The organism is Staphylococcus hyicus (genome assembly GCF_000816085.1).
Taxonomy (GTDB): Bacteria; Bacillota; Bacilli; order Staphylococcales; family Staphylococcaceae; genus Staphylococcus; species Staphylococcus hyicus.
Window position 1 is genome coordinate 1,667,231 of the sequence record NZ_CP008747.1, and the last position, 19,214, is coordinate 1,686,444.

At 35.6% G+C, this 19,214-nt stretch carries 15 protein-coding genes; 3 read left to right on the forward strand and 12 right to left on the reverse strand.

The window, feature by feature from the left end:
* Positions 1 to 106: 106 nt before the first annotated feature.
* The 12 genes from codY to ylqF form a co-directional block, all read right to left on the reverse strand.
* Entirely contained in the window at positions 107 to 880 is a 774-nt protein-coding gene (gene codY / locus SHYC_RS07905) for a GTP-sensing pleiotropic transcriptional regulator CodY (protein ID WP_039646056.1), read from the reverse strand.
* Positions 881 to 894: 14 nt separating this feature from the next.
* Positions 895 to 2,304, reverse strand: coding sequence for an ATP-dependent protease ATPase subunit HslU (gene hslU / locus SHYC_RS07910; protein WP_039646058.1), 1,410 nt, complete (start codon positions 2,302 to 2,304; stop codon positions 895 to 897).
* A 16-nt stretch (positions 2,305 to 2,320) separates the two neighbouring features.
* On the reverse strand, positions 2,321 to 2,863 hold the full coding sequence (gene hslV / locus SHYC_RS07915; protein WP_039646060.1) for an ATP-dependent protease subunit HslV: 543 nt from the start codon (positions 2,861 to 2,863) through the stop codon (positions 2,321 to 2,323).
* A gap of 3 nt (positions 2,864 to 2,866) precedes the next feature.
* A complete protein-coding gene (gene xerC, locus SHYC_RS07920) occupies positions 2,867 to 3,757 on the reverse strand; it encodes a tyrosine recombinase XerC (RefSeq protein WP_039646062.1) in 891 nt (296 codons plus the stop codon).
* Between the two features lie 121 nt (positions 3,758 to 3,878).
* Entirely contained in the window at positions 3,879 to 5,183 is a 1,305-nt protein-coding gene (gene trmFO, locus SHYC_RS07925; RefSeq protein ID WP_039646064.1) for an FADH(2)-oxidizing methylenetetrahydrofolate--tRNA-(uracil(54)-C(5))-methyltransferase TrmFO, read from the reverse strand.
* A 12-nt stretch (positions 5,184 to 5,195) separates the two neighbouring features.
* On the reverse strand, positions 5,196 to 7,265 hold the full coding sequence (gene topA / locus SHYC_RS07930; protein WP_039646065.1) for a type I DNA topoisomerase: 2,070 nt from the start codon (positions 7,263 to 7,265) through the stop codon (positions 5,196 to 5,198).
* A gap of 94 nt (positions 7,266 to 7,359) precedes the next feature.
* The gene (dprA, locus tag SHYC_RS07935) at positions 7,360 to 8,241 is read right to left on the reverse strand and encodes a DNA-processing protein DprA (RefSeq protein WP_039646067.1); all 882 of its coding nucleotides are present in this window, start codon (positions 8,239 to 8,241) and stop codon (positions 7,360 to 7,362) included.
* A gap of 541 nt (positions 8,242 to 8,782) precedes the next feature.
* Positions 8,783 to 9,691: a succinate--CoA ligase subunit alpha gene (gene sucD / locus SHYC_RS07940; protein ID WP_039646070.1), complete on the reverse strand. Its 909-nt coding sequence runs from the start codon at positions 9,689 to 9,691 to the stop codon at positions 8,783 to 8,785.
* A 21-nt stretch (positions 9,692 to 9,712) separates the two neighbouring features.
* Positions 9,713 to 10,879: an ADP-forming succinate--CoA ligase subunit beta gene (sucC, locus tag SHYC_RS07945; protein ID WP_039646072.1), complete on the reverse strand. Its 1,167-nt coding sequence runs from the start codon at positions 10,877 to 10,879 to the stop codon at positions 9,713 to 9,715.
* Between the two features lie 213 nt (positions 10,880 to 11,092).
* Complete coding sequence (locus SHYC_RS07950; protein WP_039646074.1) at positions 11,093 to 11,362, reverse strand: hypothetical protein; 270 nt, start codon at positions 11,360 to 11,362, stop codon at positions 11,093 to 11,095.
* An 86-nt stretch (positions 11,363 to 11,448) separates the two neighbouring features.
* A complete protein-coding gene (locus SHYC_RS07955; RefSeq protein WP_039646076.1) occupies positions 11,449 to 12,234 on the reverse strand; it encodes a ribonuclease HII in 786 nt (261 codons plus the stop codon).
* Positions 12,215 to 13,096, reverse strand: a complete 882-nt coding sequence (gene ylqF / locus SHYC_RS07960) for a ribosome biogenesis GTPase YlqF (protein ID WP_039647653.1) — start codon at positions 13,094 to 13,096, stop codon at positions 12,215 to 12,217. Before ylqF ends, SHYC_RS07955 begins: the two co-directional genes overlap by 20 nt.
* Before the next feature lie 192 nt (positions 13,097 to 13,288).
* Here ylqF and SHYC_RS07965 point away from each other — a divergent pair, with 192 nt between their 5' ends.
* Genes SHYC_RS07965 through SHYC_RS07975 form a run of 3 tightly spaced genes read left to right on the forward strand, consistent with a single transcriptional unit; the run spans position 13,289 to position 18,897 of the window.
* A complete protein-coding gene (locus SHYC_RS07965) occupies positions 13,289 to 13,687 on the forward strand; it encodes a GtrA family protein (protein ID WP_052257837.1) in 399 nt (132 codons plus the stop codon).
* A gap of 18 nt (positions 13,688 to 13,705) precedes the next feature.
* Positions 13,706 to 16,309, forward strand: a complete 2,604-nt coding sequence (locus tag SHYC_RS07970) for a YfhO family protein (protein ID WP_052257838.1) — start codon at positions 13,706 to 13,708, stop codon at positions 16,307 to 16,309.
* Positions 16,306 to 18,897 (forward strand): YfhO family protein, encoded by a 2,592-nt coding sequence (locus SHYC_RS07975; protein WP_231912773.1) that lies wholly within the window; start codon positions 16,306 to 16,308, stop codon positions 18,895 to 18,897. Before SHYC_RS07970 ends, SHYC_RS07975 begins: the two co-directional genes overlap by 4 nt.
* Positions 18,898 to 19,214: the final 317 nt, after the last annotated feature.

The following is a 19,214-nucleotide window of genomic DNA, read 5'->3' on the forward strand; positions in this document are numbered from 1 at the left end:
CGTGATGTCGCACCCTTTTGTGTATTGGCGTCACGTGTGTGTTTTGACTTTCTCATAGCCGCATATAAATATATCACAAAGTAGTATCATATGCAACTAGAATTTATTACTCTGAACGTTTCAATTCATCTAAAAATGCAGCTTTTTTAACTTTGATAAATGTTCCTTTCATACCTAAAGAGCGAGATTCAATTACGCCAGCACTTTCCAACTTACGTAAGGCATTTACGATTACAGAACGTGTAATCCCTACACGATCAGCTACCTTAGATGCAATAAGTAAGCCCTCTTTGCCACCCAGTTCTTCAAAAATATGATCAATTGCTTCCTTTTCAGAATAAGACAACGAATTAATTGCCATTGAAATTGCAGCTTTATCACGTGCTTCTGTTTCAATTTCATTATGTTTTTCACGTAAAATTTCCATTCCGATTACTGTAGCTGCATATTCTCCTAAAACAAGATCATTTTCACCAAAGTCATCTGATACACGTCCTAAAACAAGTGTACCCAAACGCTCACCACCACCAATAATTGGAAAGATTGTTGTTCTAGAATCTTTAAACAAATCTTCATTTTCAGGTGGGAATACGGAGAGTTCATTGTCAATTTTAATGTTTGACGAAGTTTCATGTACGTTCATTAATTTGCTTGTATATGCTTCAGGCACATGACGTTCTTCTAACATTTTAATAATGCGTTCGTTTTTTAGGAGTTCATTTAAATTTGACCCTAAAATTTTACCTCGTCGTGAAACGATAAATACGTTTGTAACAGTAACTTTGCTAATTGTTTGTGCAACATCTTTAAAGTCCACTGAAATCCCTTTATGTTTTTGTAATAAACTACTTAGTTCTCTCGTTTTAGATAATAAACCCATGTCTCTTCTCCTTTTTATAAAATGAATTCACTTAAATCTTTGTTTGTAGAAATTGATTTTAACTTTTCGTCTACGTACTGAGGTGTGATATCTACATGTGCATGTGGCATATTTGGTGCTTCAAATGATAAATCTTCTAACATTTTCTCTAAAATTGTGTGTAATCGTCTAGCGCCAATATTGTCTGTTTCTTGGTTAACGTGATGCGCCATCTCCGCTAAACGATGAATTGCTTCATCCGTGAATTTGACAGTAACTTCTTCTGTTTGAAGCAACATTTCATACTGCTTGATTAAAGAAAGTTTTGGTTCTTTTAAAATATTTACAAAATCCTCTACAGTTAAACTTTGAAGTTCGACACGAATTGGAAATCGACCTTGTAGTTCTGGTATTAAATCACTTGGTTTGGATACGTGGAACGCACCTGCACCGATAAATAACATATGTTCAGTACTAACGGTACCATATTTCGTACGAATTACGCTACCTTCAAGGATAGGGAGAATGTCACGTTGAACGCCTTGCCTAGACACATCTTGTCCACCGCTATATTGACTATTCGTAGCAACCTTATCGATTTCATCTATAAAGATAATACCCATTTGTTCAGCTAATTGTAATGCCTCTTGATTCGCAGTTTCGTGATCAATCATTTCTTCTGCATACTCATCGATTAAAATTTTACGTGCTGTTTTCACTGGTACTTCTTTTTCTACTTTTTTCTTAGGCATGAGTTGATTCATCATTTCTTGCATTTGCTCATTTTGTTGATTCCCCATCATACCTAGTGCACCTGGATCTTGTTCAACTTTAATACGGACTTTTTCATTTTCAAGTTGTCCATTTTTAAGTTGCACTTTTATATCAGATCGCTTTGTTTTAATCTCTTCTGTAGGCGGTTCTTCCTCTTCTTCTTGTTGTTGACCAAAGTTCGGTATTGCGCCACCAAATAATGACTCAAGCGGATTGCTAGAAGATTGTGATGCTTTTTTCTTAATACTAGGCACCAGTAGCTTCACTAGTCGCTCATTTGCTTTTGCAGTTGCTTCATCTTTAACTGCGTTCTTCTTTTCTTCTTTAACTAGACGAACGGCAACATCTACAAGGTCTCTCACCATGCTTTCAACATCGCGCCCCACATATCCTACCTCAGTAAATTTTGTCGCTTCAACTTTTATAAAAGGTGCACCAACGATTTTAGCCATACGTCGTGCGATTTCAGTTTTACCTACACCTGTAGGTCCCATCATCAAAATATTTTTAGGTGCAATTTCTTGTTTTACTTCATCTTCTAAGAGACTTCTACGATAACGGTTTCTAAGTGCAATTGCCACTTTCTTTTTCGCTTCATCTTGTCCAATAATATACTCGTTTAATTTTGCTACAATTTCTTTAGGGGTATACGTAATGGCATTTTGATCCATATGCTTTGAACCTCCATTATAATTCTTCCACTGTAATATGATCGTTTGTGAAAACGCAAATATCAGCAGCTACTTTAAGACTTTCATAAGCCATTTCACGTGCAGATAAATGTGTCGCGTGTCGTTTTAACGCACGTCCTGCGCTAAGGGCATAATTCCCACCTGAGCCAATGGCAATTAAATCATCATCTGGCGCAATTACTTCACCAGTACCACTAACAACTAAGATAGAATCTTTGTCCATCACAATCAACATCGCTTCTAATTGACGTAGTTGCTTATCCCCACGCCACTCCTTCGCAAGTTCTACTGCAGCACGTTCTAAGTTACCACTATATTGTTGCAGTTTACCTTCAAACTTTTCAAACAATGTGAATGCATCAGCTACACTTCCTGCAAAACCAGCAATGACACGCCCTTGATATAAACGTCTCACTTTTTTTGCAGTTTGCTTCATAATCACTTGTTCACCAAGTGTTACTTGACCATCTCCTGCCATAGCTGCATGACCATTATGTCTTACAGCATAAATTGTTGTCGCATGAATTGATGAACTCATAAACTACTCTCCTTTTTTTGCACGTGGATGTGCATTTAAATAAACATTTCTCAAACGCTGATTTGATACGTGTGTATATCGACTTGTTGTTGATAAATTAACATGTCCCAACAAACTTTGAACCGTCCTTAAATCAGCACCAGCATCAAGCATATGCGTCGCAAAGGTATGCCTCAATTTATGTGGATGAATTGCGGATACACCTGCTGTTTGTTTTACGATTTCGTTCAATATATACCTAATGCCCCTTACAGTAATTGGTTCTCCTTTTAAATTCACAATTAATTTACCATGAGATTGTCTTTGTACGGGTTGAAAGTGCTCAAGGTAGTCTACAATACTTTGTCTGCAAAACTCACCGAAAGGTACAATGCGCTCTTTGCTTCCTTTCCCCATGACTTTTAATACACACATAGTCAAGTCAACATCAGAAATATTTAAATCTACTAATTCTGAAACACGTATTCCCGTTGCATATAAAAGCTCGAGAATGACGCGATCACGTCTCCCTTTTTTCGGATCTTCCTTTACAGTTTTAAATAAAGCTTCCATTTCTTCGGTATAAAAAAATGAGGGTAAGTACGACTCTTTTTTGGGATGTACAAGTTGCACAAACGGATTCGTAATAGTTGTATCTTGCGTTAACCAAAAATTATAAAATGTACGTAACGTTGATATTTTTCTAGAAACCGTCGTGCGCTGTAGACCTTGATTATATAACATTGCTAAATAACTTCGTGCATCACGATATTCAAACTCCCGTAACGAAAGTTGTTCTTGTTGTAAAAATTGATTGAATTGTTTTAAATCGTCCTCATAAGCTTTCAATGTATGTTCAGAAAAAAATCGTTCACGCTTTAACATGTATAAAAACTGATACTGGATATGTTCCAAAGTAAAAACCCCTCCATCATTAGCATTGTAGCATAATGACAAGGGGAACTGCATAGTTTAAACAATGAATTTTCGTAGTTATCTAAATTTTGCTTATTTTGCCAATTTATTTTTTTATTTTTTACAGCGTTTGTTTGAAATGATCTAAATAGGATAAGGCACGCTGCGCTAAAGTTTCATAACGTTCTTTTTTATCTTTTATTCGTTCTTCTAAAGCTGGAACCAAGCCAAAATTAGCATTCATCGGTTGGAAGTTTTTGTTATTGTTTGCGTGTGAAATATAATACGCCATACTTCCCATCATCGTTTCTCTAGGGAAAATGACATCTCCTTTTTCAAGTATGCGATGCGCTAGATTGATTCCTGCAACCATACCACTCGCAGCACTTTCAACATAACCTTCAACACCGGTCATTTGTCCAGCAAAATATAAATTTCTTCTATTTTTAAATTCATATGTTTCTGACAACACTTCAGGAGAATTGATAAAAGTATTTCGATGCATCACACCATAACGCACGATGTCTACATTTTCTAAACCAGGTATGAGTTGAATAACTTCTTTTTGTGCGCCCCATTTGAGTCGCGTTTGGAAGCCTACAATATTATATAATGTACCAGCAGCATCATCCTGCCTTAATTGTACAACTGCATATGGACGCTTTCCTGTCTTTGGATCTTCCAAGCCTACAGGTTTCATTGGGCCAAACAATAATGTTTTTGGCCCTCTGCTTGCCATCACTTCAAACGGCATACAACCTTCAAAGTACTTTTCTTTCTCAAAATCTTTACCCGGTGCAACTTCTGCAGCCATTGCCGCTTCATAAAAACGGTTGAACTCTTCTTCCGTCATCGGACAATTTAAATATGCCGCTTCACCTTTGTCATATCTTGATTTTAAATACACTTTATCCATGTTAATGGAATCTTTTTCAATTATCGGTGCCGCTGCATCATAAAAATATAATTGGTCTTCACCAGTTAAATCAACAATTTCTTTTGCAAGGGATTCAGTCGTTAAAGGCCCAGTTGCAATGATTGTCGGACCCTCCGGTATTGCAGTGATTTCTTCCTGTTTTACAGTCACATTAGGGTGTTGTTTTAACGTTTCTGTAACATAACCTGCGAAATCGTGACGGTCAACCGCTAATGCTCCTCCAGCAGGTACGCGTGCATTGTCAGCAGCAGCTATAATCAAAGAATTTAAGCGTCGCATTTCTTCCTTCAATACACCTACCGCATTCGTTAAACTGTTCCCTCTCAAAGAATTTGAACATACAAGCTCTGCAAATTGATCTGTATGATGCGCTGGTGTTTGTTTAACAGGGCGCATTTCATATAAATTGACTTGAATGCCTCGTTCCGCTAATTGAAAGGCTGCTTCTGAACCAGCTAAACCTGCACCGATGACATTAACTGTAGTCATGCGATTTCCTCCTTATTTTTGAACTTCTTCTTTATAATCACAATTTGAACATACCACTTGCGATGTGCGTCCTTTTTTAGACTCAACTAAATAATGCTGACATTTTGGACAATCACGGCCAACAGGTTTATCCCACGTAACAAAATCACACTCAGGATAACCACTACATCCGTAAAACACACGATTCTTCTTCGATTTACGTTCGACAACGTCACCTTTTTTACATTTTGGACATGTGACGCCAATTGGTTTTACAATTGCTTTAGTATTACGACAATCCGGGAAGTTAGAGCATGCCATGAATTTACCATAACGCCCCATTTTAATCACCATCGGACTGCCACATTTTTCACAATCTTCGCCCGCTGGTTCATCTTTAATTTCGATTTTCTCCATCTCAGATTCAGCACGCTCTACATCTTGCTTAAAACTATTGTAAAAATCACTCACTACTTTTTTCCATGCGATATCCCCATCAGCAATTTTATCCAGCAACGTTTCCATATTTACGGTGAAATCAACATCTATAATTTCAGGGAAATAGTCTTTCACTTGTTCATGCACAATTTCACCTAATTCAGTTGGCACGAAACGTTTATTTTCACTCTTAACATAATTACGTTTTTGAATTGTATCAATCGTCGGTGCATATGTTGATGGACGGCCAATTTTAAGTTCTTCTAAAGTTTTAACAAGGCGTGCTTCTGTATATCGTGGTGGTGGTTGCGTAAAATGTTGTGCCGGATCAATTTTAGTCGCTAAAGCTGTGTCTCCTACGTTTAGTTCAGGCAAACGATTTTCTTTATCTTTTTCTTTGTCATCTTGCATTTCGACATAAAGCGTCATAAAACCTTTAAATTTAATCGTTTGGCCATTTGCTCTAAATTTCACATCGTTTTGAGTTAAATCTACAGCGACTGTATCCAAAATCGCAGGTGCCATTTGACTTGCCACGAAACGTTCCCAAATCAATTTATACAAGCGATATTGGTCACGTGTAAGAAATGGTTTCATTTCATTTGGTGTACGCATAGTGCTTGTAGGACGTATCGCTTCATGCGCATCTTGATCACCTTGTTTTCCTTTAGACACCGCTTTTGTTAAATAAGCATCACCATATTCCGCTTGAATATATTTTTTAGCTTCAGCTTGCGCATCTTTAGAAATACGTGTCGAATCCGTACGCATATACGTAATTAAACCAATCGTACCTTTACGTTTTAAATCAATACCTTCGTACAATTGTTGCGCAACCATCATCGTTTTACGTGCTTTAAAATTCAATTTACGTGCTGCTTCTTGTTGTAACGTTGAAGTTGTAAAAGGATTTGCCGGACGACGTGTTTTTTCTTTTTTAGTCACATTCGAAACTTCAAATTCATTACCATCTAACGCTTTCGTAATGACAGCGACGTCATCTTTCGTCGATAGCTTAAACGGTTTTCCTTTATAATGAAGAAACTTGGCTGTAAATTTGGATTTTTTATGTCTAAATTCACCTTCAATTGACCAATATTCTTCAGGTTTAAAATTGCGAATTTCATTTTCTCGGTCGATGACTAACCTTAACGCAACGGATTGTACACGACCTGCTGATAAACCTTTTTTTACTTTCTTCCATAGTACTGGAGAAATATTATAACCTACCAATCGATCTAGTACACGTCGTGCTTGTTGCGCATCGACAAGTTCCATTTCAATACCTCTAGGATTTTTAAAACTTTCTTTTACCGCATCTTTTGTAATCTCATTAAACACAACACGGTTTTCTTTACTGTCTTCTAATTCTAAAATATGAGCTAAATGCCATGCAATCGCTTCACCTTCACGATCGGGGTCACTTGCTAGAAAAACTTTTTTCGCCTTTTTAGCATATCTTTTCAAATCTTTAACGACTGGCCCTTTACCGCGGATGGTAATATATTTAGGTTCGTAATTATCTTCTACATCAACACCCATTTGACTTCGAGGCAAATCACGCACATGTCCCATTGATGCAACTACTTTATATTTCTTACCTAAATATTTTTCTATCGTCTTAGCTTTTGCAGGCGATTCAACAATGACAAGATTATCTGCCAAAGCAGTTCCCCCCTTGTTATTTCTGTTTACAAAGATAAATGATAAACTGTAAAATTTATATTTGTCAATCTTTTGTATTTAATTATGATCAAGTTCACCGAATTGACGTATTCATATCTTTTAAAATATCTTCAGCCGAGAGTACGATTTCAGCCCCTTCTTTAACACGCATCATATTACCTTTTGTATGCTTATTAAACATATCTCCAGGTAATACATATACATTCCTATTTTGTTCTAGTGCTTGATCTAGTGTAATAAGTGCACCGCTTCGCTCTTTCGCTTCTGTCACTAAAACCCCATGGCTTATCCCACTAATTAAACGATTGCGCTCAGGAAAACGAAACTTAGCCGGTGGGGTCATAGGAGGATATTCACTAATAGTTAAACCAAGTTGGTTCGTTTCTAATGTATGGCGTAATGGTTTTGTTTCAGAAGGATAATGATATTGATGCCCAAAGCCTAACACACCTATAGTAGGCATCTCATTTTTCAATGCATTGTAATGTGCAAGTGCATCCGTACCTTTAGCAAGTCCTGATACAACAATAATGGAAGCACGCTTCATCTTTTGAAGCAAATAACGTACAGCTTCATCTCCATATTGCGTAAAATCGCGTGCACCTACTATCGCTAATTTATATGAAGCTGCGTTTAATAGCGAAAGGTTACCTTTGCAAAATAATATTAAGGGTGGCTGGTAGATTTCTTTTAAGAGACGTGGATATTGATCATTTAAAATTGTAATTGGCGTAATGTGAGCCTGCCATAGCTGATATAGAATTTGAGAGGCATTTAGCGCGTTGAATTTTTGGAGTTTGGTATGAAACAAAGGATGATTTTCATAAGTAATACGCTGGTGCAATGTCTGTGTGATATCATTGGTTAACACGTCCAATGGTTTTTTGAAAAGACGATAAAGTTGTTGTGTCGTAAATCCTGCGTAACATAATCTTATTAAATTTTTTAGTAGCACAATATTGTCACCTCACAACTATTGTATCGCATTCCAATGCGGTGTCATGTGTCTAAAAAAAGGATTAAAATTGATATCTCTAAATATTTAACACGTATATATATGGTTAATCAAATAATTTAGACACTCATCATTGACCATCATGTCACTTTTTCTATGTGCACAATACAAGTCAAAACAGCACATCAACTTCAAATCATTATCCGCATCACACCCTTGATGTTATTGAACAAATTAAATCGCTGGGACATAGTTACCCCGTTAATCAAAAAAGCAACAAAATGCTTCACACATGCACTTTGTTGGTTATAGATATATATTTAGTCTTTATGCGGGGTGTGGCGAATTAAACATCGCTTTAATCGCTTCTTTAGCCGAGAATTCTGAGGCGTTAAGTAGAAACCGAAAATTCATTTTGAGCGCAGAAATCCAAGAGATTTCTGCGCTCAAAATTAGTTGAAGTAAGGGCCTAGAACAGCGAGGCGCTAGGAGCAATCAAAATTAAAATGAGTTGTGTCCTAGCTCCATTGAAAACTTACCATTATTTTTTAACTGTTAATAATTGTTCATAGATACCTGCATCTTTGGCAGCTTGAATTAAGGTAGAGCCAATTTCAGATGGTGTATCTGCAGTTTTAACACCACAAGCGTTAAGTGTTTTAATTTTTTCATCAGCAGTCCCTTTACCGCCTGAAATAATCGCCCCAGCATGACCCATACGTTTTCCTGGAGGGGCAGTTTGCCCACCAATAAATCCAACGACAGGTTTTTTCATATTAGCTTTAATCCATTCAGCCGCTTCTTCTTCAGCTGTGCCACCAATTTCACCGATCATTACAACTGCATGCGTATCTTCATCTTCATTGAACGCTTTTAATACGTCGATGAAGTTTGTACCATTAACAGGATCACCGCCAATACCTACAGCTGTAGATTGACCGATACCTTCTTCTGTCAATTGATGTACAGCTTCGTATGTTAAAGTACCTGAACGAGATACAACACCTACGTGTCCTTTTTTGTGAATATACCCTGGCATAATACCAATTTTTGTTTCATCAGAAGTGATAACACCTGGACAGTTCGGTCCAATGAGGCGTGTCTTTTTACCTTCAAGATAACGTTTTACTTTAACCATATCAATAACAGGAATGTGTTCAGTAATACAAATCGCTAAATCTAACTCTGCATCTGCACATTCTAAAATTGCATCTGCAGCAAATGGTGCTGGTACATAAATCACAGATACATTCGCACCCGTTTCATTTTTCGCTTCTTCAACCGTGTTGTACACAGGTACTCCTTCAACAACTTGACCACCTTTACCAGGTGTCACACCTGCTACGATTTGTGTACCATATTCTAACATTTGTTTAGTATGGAAAAGGGCTGTAGACCCTGTAATACCTTGTACGATTACTTTTGTATTTTTATCAACAAATACACTCATTTTCGTTGTCCCATCCTTTCCTTACGCTTCGTTTACAAGCTTAACAATTTTTTGCGCACCTTCAGCCATTGTTGTAGCTGGTTCAATTGCTAAACCTGAATCTTTTAAAATTTGCTTACCAATTTCAACATTTGTACCTTCAAGACGTACAACTAAAGGTAATGTTAAATCAACTTCTTTAACTGCTGCTACAATCCCTTCAGCGATAACATCACAACGCATAATACCACCGAAAATATTCACAAAAATACCTTTCACATTGCTATCACCTAAAATGATTTTAAATGCTTCAGTTACTTTTTCTTTTGTAGCGCCGCCCCCTACGTCAAGGAAGTTTGCTGGGTTACCATTAAAATGGTTAATCGTATCCATCGTCGCCATCGCTAGTCCAGCTCCGTTAACCATACAACCAATGTTACCATCTAATGCAATATATGATAAATCATACTTAGACGCTTCAATTTCTTTTGGATCTTCTTCGTCTAAGTCACGTAACTCTAAAATATCTTTATGACGGAATAATGCATTGTCATCAAAATTAATTTTAGAATCTAAAGCTAAAACGTCTCCTTCACCTGTTAAAACAAGTGGGTTGATTTCTACGATAGAACAATCTTTTTCGATGAACACATTGTATAAAGAAATTAAGAATTTAACAGCTTTATTTACTGACTCTTTAGGAATGTTAATATTAAATGCGATACGACGTGCTTGATAAGGTGCTAACCCAACAACTGGATCAATGGTTTCTTTGAAGATTTTCTCAGGATTTGATGCTGCGACCTCTTCAATTTCAGTTCCACCTTCTTCAGATGCCATTAACGTCACTCTATCCGTTGCACGATCAATTACGAAGCCAACGTAATATTCTTTTTGAATATTTGCACCTTCTTCAATGTAAAGTCGTTTTACTTCTTTACCTTCAGGACCAGTTTGATGTGTAACTAACACTTTGCCAAGTAATTCATTTGCATATGTTTCAACTTCAGATAAAGATTTGGCAATTTTAACACCGCCAGCTTTACCGCGACCACCTGCGTGGATTTGTGCTTTCACCACATATACATCACTGTCTAATTCTTTCGCTTTTTCCACAGCTTCTTTCGCCGAGAAAGCCACGCGCCCCTCTGGTACTGCTACGCCCATTGAGCGAAAAATCTCTTTTCCTTGATACTCATGGATATTCATACTCCATCCTCCTGTTTCTTAAGGTTAAGTTCATTTTCAATTATAGAAAATGTAAGCGCTATTGTAAACAGATAGACGCTTGTTTTTACGTATCTTTCAATCCTTTCGTCCGTCATTCTATAGCGGCTTCATATCACGTGTCACTTTATGTTCAATTTACAATACAAAAACTCACATACCATCCTTTTGTGTATGTGAGCTTTTAATATTACTTTATTTATCTGTTTGAAACGTGATTTGTGTATCGTCGTCCATCGGAACACTTACAATTTTTTGTTCGTCTTCAGTAGATTCAACCACAAATTGATGTTCTTTTAAAATGCGAATTAAATCTGCTTGTGATTCTTTCTCTATAGAAATATTTAAATTCGATTCTATTTCATCTTTAATTTTACGTAATTTGTTTTCGTCTTCAGTAATTTCAGTATTCGTCTCTTCAAAGTGTACTAATACCGTATAAAGTTTTTGTAATGTTTCATCCATAAATTTGTTTAATTCCTTTCTTTTTGGACATATTTACATATTAAAACAATTCAACTTAAAATTCCAAATATTTTAATATTCTCACTTTAACGTAATAACGATTTTATGGGTTCAAATGACCGGCGATGGATAGGTGTCGCACCAAATTTTTCCAAACCTTCTAAATGTTTTTTTGTTCCATAACCTGCATTATTTTGAAAATCATATTGTGGAAATTCATGATGATATGCCTCCATTAACGAATCGCGGTAAACCTTCGCAATAATACTAGCTGCTGCTATTGAAACACTTTTAGCATCCCCTTTAATAATCGAGGTTTGTGGTTCTGCAACATTTTCTAAATGCATTGCATCAATTAAAAAGTGTGTGGGTTTCACATCTAGATTCTGAATCGCTCGATACATCGCTACTTTTGTTGCTTCATAAATATTTAATTCATCAATTTCATCTGACGTTGCCGCCCCGATTGCCCATGCTTTTACATTTGTCTGTAGCTTACGATTTAATTGATCTCGTGCTACTTTGTTTAATTTTTTTGAGTCGTTCATACCAATATAGTTGTGATCGCGTTCTAAAATGACAGCACTCGCAATAACGGGACCAGCTAGAGGTCCTCGCCCTACTTCATCAATGCCACAAATGAGTGCATGCGGGTTTTCACTTAATATCTCGTTTTCATATGTGCACATCGCCTCATATTCCTGTAGCATTTGCATACGCTTTTCAATATGCTTACGTTGGCGCATCAATGCCTTTTGCACACCTTTTCTAGGGTCTACATTACTTGGATGCGCTTCTAATGTTTCTATTGTATGAATTTGACCGAGTTCCTTTTCAATTTCACGTATGGTTTTAGTTGTCATTTTGTTCATCACTCATTTTAAAAGCATCATATAAATCAAAGCAATACGTTCCAATTTTAGCATTACGTATGTCGTAAACGATCAATTCAATTACAGCTTCATAGTCAATCTCACTGCCACGGCGAAGAAGACCACGTTTACGCCCAATGGCGTCAAACCAAGCTATATTTTCTGCACCTTTATCCACGTCAACTTTATAATGATTTTTTAATCCTTCATAATCATGTTCAATTAAAAATTCTAAACCATAAATCGCAACATCATCTAAATGAACAATACTATCTTTAATTGCCCCTGTTAAACTTAGTTTTTTCCCAACAATTTGATCTTCAAATTTAGGCCATAATATCCCTGGCGTATCAAGTAATTGTAGCGAGTTACCAACTTTTATCCATTGTTGTTGTTTCGTTACACCTGGTTTATTTCCCGTCTGCGCAATGGCACGGTGCGCCAATTTATTAATTAATGTTGATTTGCCTACATTTGGAATACCGACAATCATCGCTCTAATTGCACGCGGTTTTAAACCTTTAGCTTTTTCACGATCCATCTTTTCTTTTGTCGCTTTAATTGCTGCCGCTTCGACTTGTTTCAATCCTTTTCCATGTTTTGCGTCAACCGCCACAGGTATAGCCCCTTTATCTTTGAAAAACGCTTCCCATTTCGTTAATTCATTTAAATTAGCCATATCCTTTTTATTCAAAATTACCACACGTGGCTTTTGTTGAATGACTTCATCAATCATTGGATTACGTGAACTATATGGAATACGTGCATCAACAAGTTCAAATACAACATCAACTTTTTTTAATTGTTCTGTCACTTCTCGTTTTGCTTTAGCCATATGGCCCGGGTACCATTGAATTACCAACACGTTTCACTCACTTTCATCTTTCTTTATCTAGAATCATTTACACACTAAAATATGATTTATGTTATATTTATCATAGTTTTAATCTATATATAATTTGTGTCCTTAACCGTTAAATGCTTTTTCTACAACAATAAGTATAATTGTTTTTAACGTCAATAGCTATCTTAATCGACACGTCAACATATTAGAATGAAAGTAGGAATACATTTGTTTAAAACAGAAAGAATGTACGAACTCATCCGCTTTGTCATTGTGGGTGGGATAAACACCGTAAATTACTATGTAGTATATTTATTATTTTTATACCTTTTTCATGTGCATTATTTAATGAGTCACATCATCGGTTTTGTCGTTTCTTTTGTTATTTCATATTATCTCAATTGTTACTTCGTTTATAGAGTTCAACCTACATTAAAAAAATTTTTAGCCTTTCCATTAACACAAGTCGTTAATATGGGAACGCAAACATTATTTATATTTATTTTTGTACATTATTTCCATTTTAAGGAGTTTATCGCACCTTTCGTCGGTTTAATTATCACGATTCCGATTACTTTCATTTTATCAAGGTATATATTAAAAGATTAATATTCGTGAGGTAATCATATGTATAAAATAAAACACCGTTTCATACGTTTTTTTTCATTTTTACTATTAGCTATCATTGCACATAGTTACATATTATATAAGTATTTTAAAGACGGTATTTTATTTACAGGTCCTAACGATGGTATTGAACAAATGATACCTATTCAAATGTACATTTATGAAAAATGGTCAACAGGTACTTTTTTCTATGCAACCGATTTTGGAATAGGTGGCGATTTTTTCACAGATTTATCTTACTATTTTACGACTAACATTTTATTTATTTTCAATGTCCTCACCGTAAAATTGTTACAAATCATGCATCTTGTTGAACCCAATCACCTGATGTTTTGGTTTCATAATGCGATCATCATTTCCATTTTTAAATGTGCACTTGTACTTGCAGCCACGTACTATTATGCGACTTGGCTAAAACTTAATACAATTTCTAAATGGATATTTGCTACCGGCTTTGCGTTTTCACCTTTGTACTTTAGATTTACTGTTTATTGGCCTTTCTTTAGTGATGTGTTTATTTTATTACCATTATTATGGGCAAGTATTGAAAGGTATTTAAAAACGGGTAGAGTCGGGTTATTTATCGTTGTTGTGACACTCTCATTCATGAATAATTTTTATTTCGCCTATTACCAGCTATTAATGGGATTAATCTATTTTTTATTACGCTTATGGATTCGTCACCATGCAGATATTGTGTCACGCAAACAAGCCATCTTCACTTTAATTGCTAGTTCAATTTTGGGGTTAGGTTCAAGTTTGTTATTCTTTTACCATGGTGTCCGTAGCTTTTTAAACAATGAACGCGTTCGATTTGACGCTACGATCCCTTTGGTAGAAAGCTTTAATGAAAATACAAATATCATCTTTGATAATTACCTCATTGTTATTTTAGTTATAAGTATTCAAGCAATACTCACCTTCAAATTGTATCGACACATGTATTTTAAATTATTTGCTATTTTAAGTATTATAACTATCATCGCCGCATACATTCCATTTGTAGATAGCCTATTTAATGGATTGTCAGCACCTCAAAAGCGATGGCATTATTTATTGGCATTTTCTACAAGTGGATTAATCGCTTGCTACATGTATCACTTTGTAAAAATACATATACGCACTTATTTGTGGACCTCTCTTATAGGTTTAAGTTTTGTAATACTTAGCGCCATTATGTATGAAAAATTCGTCGTATGGATTCCTTGGCTCCTTTTCGTTTGGATATTGGGCGGCATCACTTTATTTCTAAAACAACATCATTACCGCCACCCATTACAGTTAGCTTATGGTGCAAGCATTATCATATTAGCCATACTCGTGTCTAGCGTATTTACCCATTTTCAAATTTTTCACAACGATCACATCAAACGCGCGAACACTTTTTATGTTAATGCGAGTTTGTATCATACCCCTTTACAACAAGATTTAGTGAATCAATTACGTCATAAAAAAGCCTCTGAAGAACGAATAGATTGGCGGGTAAATGAGCAAGACAACACGCCTATGTATCAACATTTTAAAGGTCTGAGTTTATACTCGAGTATATTTGATCAACAAATCATTGATTTATACTACAAAACCTTGATGATTAATATTAAAGAAGAATCTGTGAGCCGTTATCAATCAACGCAAGGTCGAGCAAATTTCGCAAGTTTATTATCTGTCCGATACCAAATGTTGAAAGATTATCAAAATAATGTACCTCATGATTTTAAACGCATTGGTGGTGCCGGGCAATATCGCATATACGAGAATCAAAACGTTCTTCCCGCAGTTAAAGTCACCGATACATTTTATGATGCGCGTCAGCTGAAAACAGCAATTGATCGAGAACACGCTATGATTGACGGTGTTGTATTGGATGGTGAAGGAAAGTCTTATCCATCACCTGCACCTAATTTGTTGAATCACACAACGATTCGCTATGATCAAGCCCATCAGGTTGATAAAGGGAAAATCAATGTTCAACAAGGATTCGGCGGTGTGACACTTTCAATACCTAAATCACTACAATCACAATATAAAGACTTTTACGTCGTCATTCATGTGAAACGTGGACGTCCAGATAGCAACCATGTGGTAGATGTGAATGGTTACCAAAATCATCGATTGTTTAATGCTTCAAAATATCGAACTGGTCAGTATGATTTACTTTATAGAACTCAAACTGATAAAAGTGGAAAAATTCATATCGGGTTATCACCTAAAGGCGAGTATGATTTTAACCTATTGGGATTATATGGAGAAGATTACCACACACTCAATCGTGCATCTAAAAAGAAACATTACACCTATCAAGAAGCGCATTCTAAAATAAAAATAGGTTTAAAAAATCATGATAAAGGTATGATGGTGTTAAATATACCTTACCGTAAAGGCATGAAAGCTACTGTTGATGGTCATTCTATAGCGCCTGAAAAAGTAAATTACTTTATGACAGGCATTCCAGTAGATAGACAAGCTAAAAATGTTGAAATCACGTATCGTCCACCCTATTTTTTTACGATGATTATGATTTCTCTTATTTCAGCTTTTTCTGCATTTTGGTTTTCTAAATATATTTACAAAAAGAATATTAAACGAAAGAGTGAATCAGATTGAAAGCATCTTTTAAAAACAGGTTGATGACATGTATTAAAATCATTTTAATGGCTATAGGTGTGGCGGCTGTAGTATACATCCCAGTCATTTATCGATTTGTAACAGATGGTTTTATTTACAGTGGGAATGGAGATGGCTTTAAGCAAATGATGCCGTTCCAACGATTTTTATATGATCGCTTTACACACTTCTCCTCCTTATATGACATTTCACTTGGACTTGGTGGAGATTACTATATGGATTTAGCATATTACTATTCAACATCTGTTGTGATGTATTTAAATTTTATTTTTATTGCGATTGGTCAATGGCTATTTCATATAAATCCCACCGAGATGTCATTTTGGCCAGCCAATCAAATTTTTACAGGTTTCTTTAAATGCATGATGACATTTATCGTGACATATGGTTTATTTCGTGAGTTTCATTTGAGAGGTAAATATCGATTTATTGGTGCATTTTTATATAGTGCATCCTCTGTGTTATATTATTTTAATTTTACTTGGTCATTTTTCGGGGATATTTTAATTTTCTTACCATTATCAATATGGGGAATCGAACGATTTCTAAAACAACGAAAAATTGGGCTCTTTATCTTTGCCATAAGTTTAACTTTATACTCTAATTTCTATTTTAGTTACTATGAGACAATTGCTTTAACAACTTATTTAACGTATCGCATTATTTTTCAACATCCTAATGACGTCTTATCACGATGGCAGAAAATATATTTATTGGTTCCCGCTACATTATTAAGTTTTTGCATCGCATCTTTTGGCTTTGTATCCGGTGTTCGATCTTTTTTAAATAATGATCGCTCTTTAAATCAAATTAACATTTCACCTATTATTGATTTTTCTCAAAAATACCATATTTTTACAAATGGGTTTTACATTACACTCACCTTCATTGTCATCGTCGCATTATGTTCATTTAAACTGTATCAATATTATTATTTTAAAATGTTCGCAATTTTAACATGGTGTATTTTAATTGGTTCACTTTCACTATACTTTGATAGTTTTTTCAATGGTTTTTCAGTGCCACAACGGCGCTGGGTCTATTTATTAGCTTTATCAACCAGTGCTTTAATCGCGTTATGGTTAAAACATTTCTCGGAATTAACTTTAAGTGACTATTTAAAAGCGTTGTCACCTTTGGTCATTTTGGGTGTCTTCACAATATTGTTCTCTCGTGGCGCTATGTGGTGGATGATTGTTGGCCTAATGATATTAATACTTTTAGGCTATATGTTATGGCGCGGTCGCGCACGTTCTAAATGGTTTATGTCCGTTGTCATCATACTTTTTGTCCTTCAACAATTTATTTTATTAATCAACTACCATACGAACAATATCGCTCATTACCAATCTACAATGAAAGATATGTACGCCGCTAAGTACCATAGTCAACCATTGCAACAAAAGATAAATACTATTACGTCCCACCAAAAAGACTTAGATCGTATAGATTACATGGACAGTTATGCTGTAAATGCAGGAATGATTTATAAATTTAATGGTGTCTCACTATATTCAAGTATTTTTGATGGAAATATCCTTGAATACTACGATAAAACGATGCAAATTAATATGGAGTATGATAGTAATAGTACGTACCGAATGTTGGGTAACCGAGCGAATTTATATGCACTATGGGGTGTGACCGATCGTATTAAGAAATCGCCCGATCGCAATTTACCTTATGGTATGAAAGTTGGAGAAAGAATCACAGATGGTGCAACAACATGGGATCATTCGCATAATACAATCCATTATCCTGCTGCGCATTTAACATCAAACATCTATGACCCTAAAATGCTAAAATCTCCTATCGACCGTGAACATGCCATGTTACAAGGGGTAGTGACCGATCAACGAAAAGCTAATGCCCAAATAGATGGGAACCCTAATTTAGTTTCAAAAGCGTCCATCACAAACCGAGATGCGCAAATGTCAGGCAATACGTTACATGTTAAACAAACAGATGGTGGTGTCACTGTAACATTACCGCATACTATTAATACACAATATAAAGATTATTACATTGCATTAGATGTCGAATTGATAAGCCCCAACCAACCACACTACTTAGATGTGAACGACTTTCACCAACGTCGCTCTAACTTAGATTATCAATACCGTCGTTTCGTCACACCTGTAACGGTAAGAGTTCCTGTTCAAGATAAAATACACATTAAACTTAAAAAAGGGACTTATCGTTTTCAACTAAAAGGCATTTATGGCGAAAATTATCACACATTACAAAAGGCGCAACATTCAGTAGAGCCTGTTCAAGTTTCACGGCATCGCCATCGTTTAGACGTGAGAATGTCCCCTAAAAAAGAGAGTTATCTTGTATTACCTATTCCATACAGAGAGGGTTTATATGCATCAGTTAATGGTGAAAAAAGAGCGATCACTCAAGGTAATGGAATTCAGTCAATCGTTCAAGTTCACAAAGGTGAACATCAACTTACTGTGCATTATGCGATTCCGCATTGGCCATTATTACTTCTATTAACAATCATCGGTATTGGAGGCGCATGGTTATATAGAAGATGGTTAGTAAAAAGCAACCGTTTTTAATAAATGCTTCATACAACACCCCCCTCAGCGTAGTATTGCTACGGTGAAGGGGGGTGTTATCATTTTGTATAATCATCATTGGGTTAAGAGCTAATATTAAGTTTTTATAATTCTAAAACACATTTACATAGGCATATTGTTTTTTTATATTATGAACATTTATAAATGGCGTGTTATACATTTAATTTACGCACGCGCGAGAAATGCAATCGCCTATTCTCCCTAAATTTGTTCAAAAGCGCATTCAATTGTTCACCTTTGTATTATATGTCGCGTCTTATTGTTGAAGTATGTGTATGTTAAAATCATTTTAAACA

What these genes read in the sequence shown, in the direction of transcription:
- SHYC_RS07965 (WP_052257837.1), top strand. Translation starts at nt 13,289, where the DNA reads ATGAAAGTAGGAATACATTTGTTTAAAACAGAAAGAATGTACGAACTC.
- SHYC_RS07950 (WP_039646074.1), bottom strand. Translation starts at nt 11,362, where the DNA reads ATGGATGAAACATTACAAAAACTTTATACGGTATTAGTACACTTTGAA.
- SHYC_RS07955 (WP_039646076.1), bottom strand. Translation starts at nt 12,234, where the DNA reads ATGAACAAAATGACAACTAAAACCATACGTGAAATTGAAAAGGAACTC.
- sucC (WP_039646072.1), bottom strand. Translation starts at nt 10,879, where the DNA reads ATGAATATCCATGAGTATCAAGGAAAAGAGATTTTTCGCTCAATGGGC.
- codY (WP_039646056.1), bottom strand. Translation starts at nt 880, where the DNA reads ATGGGTTTATTATCTAAAACGAGAGAACTAAGTAGTTTATTACAAAAA.
- trmFO (WP_039646064.1), bottom strand. Translation starts at nt 5,183, where the DNA reads ATGACTACAGTTAATGTCATCGGTGCAGGTTTAGCTGGTTCAGAAGCA.
- sucD (WP_039646070.1), bottom strand. Translation starts at nt 9,691, where the DNA reads ATGAGTGTATTTGTTGATAAAAATACAAAAGTAATCGTACAAGGTATT.
- SHYC_RS07970 (WP_052257838.1), top strand. Translation starts at nt 13,706, where the DNA reads ATGTATAAAATAAAACACCGTTTCATACGTTTTTTTTCATTTTTACTA.
- hslU (WP_039646058.1), bottom strand. Translation starts at nt 2,304, where the DNA reads ATGGATCAAAATGCCATTACGTATACCCCTAAAGAAATTGTAGCAAAA.
- hslV (WP_039646060.1), bottom strand. Translation starts at nt 2,863, where the DNA reads ATGAGTTCATCAATTCATGCGACAACAATTTATGCTGTAAGACATAAT.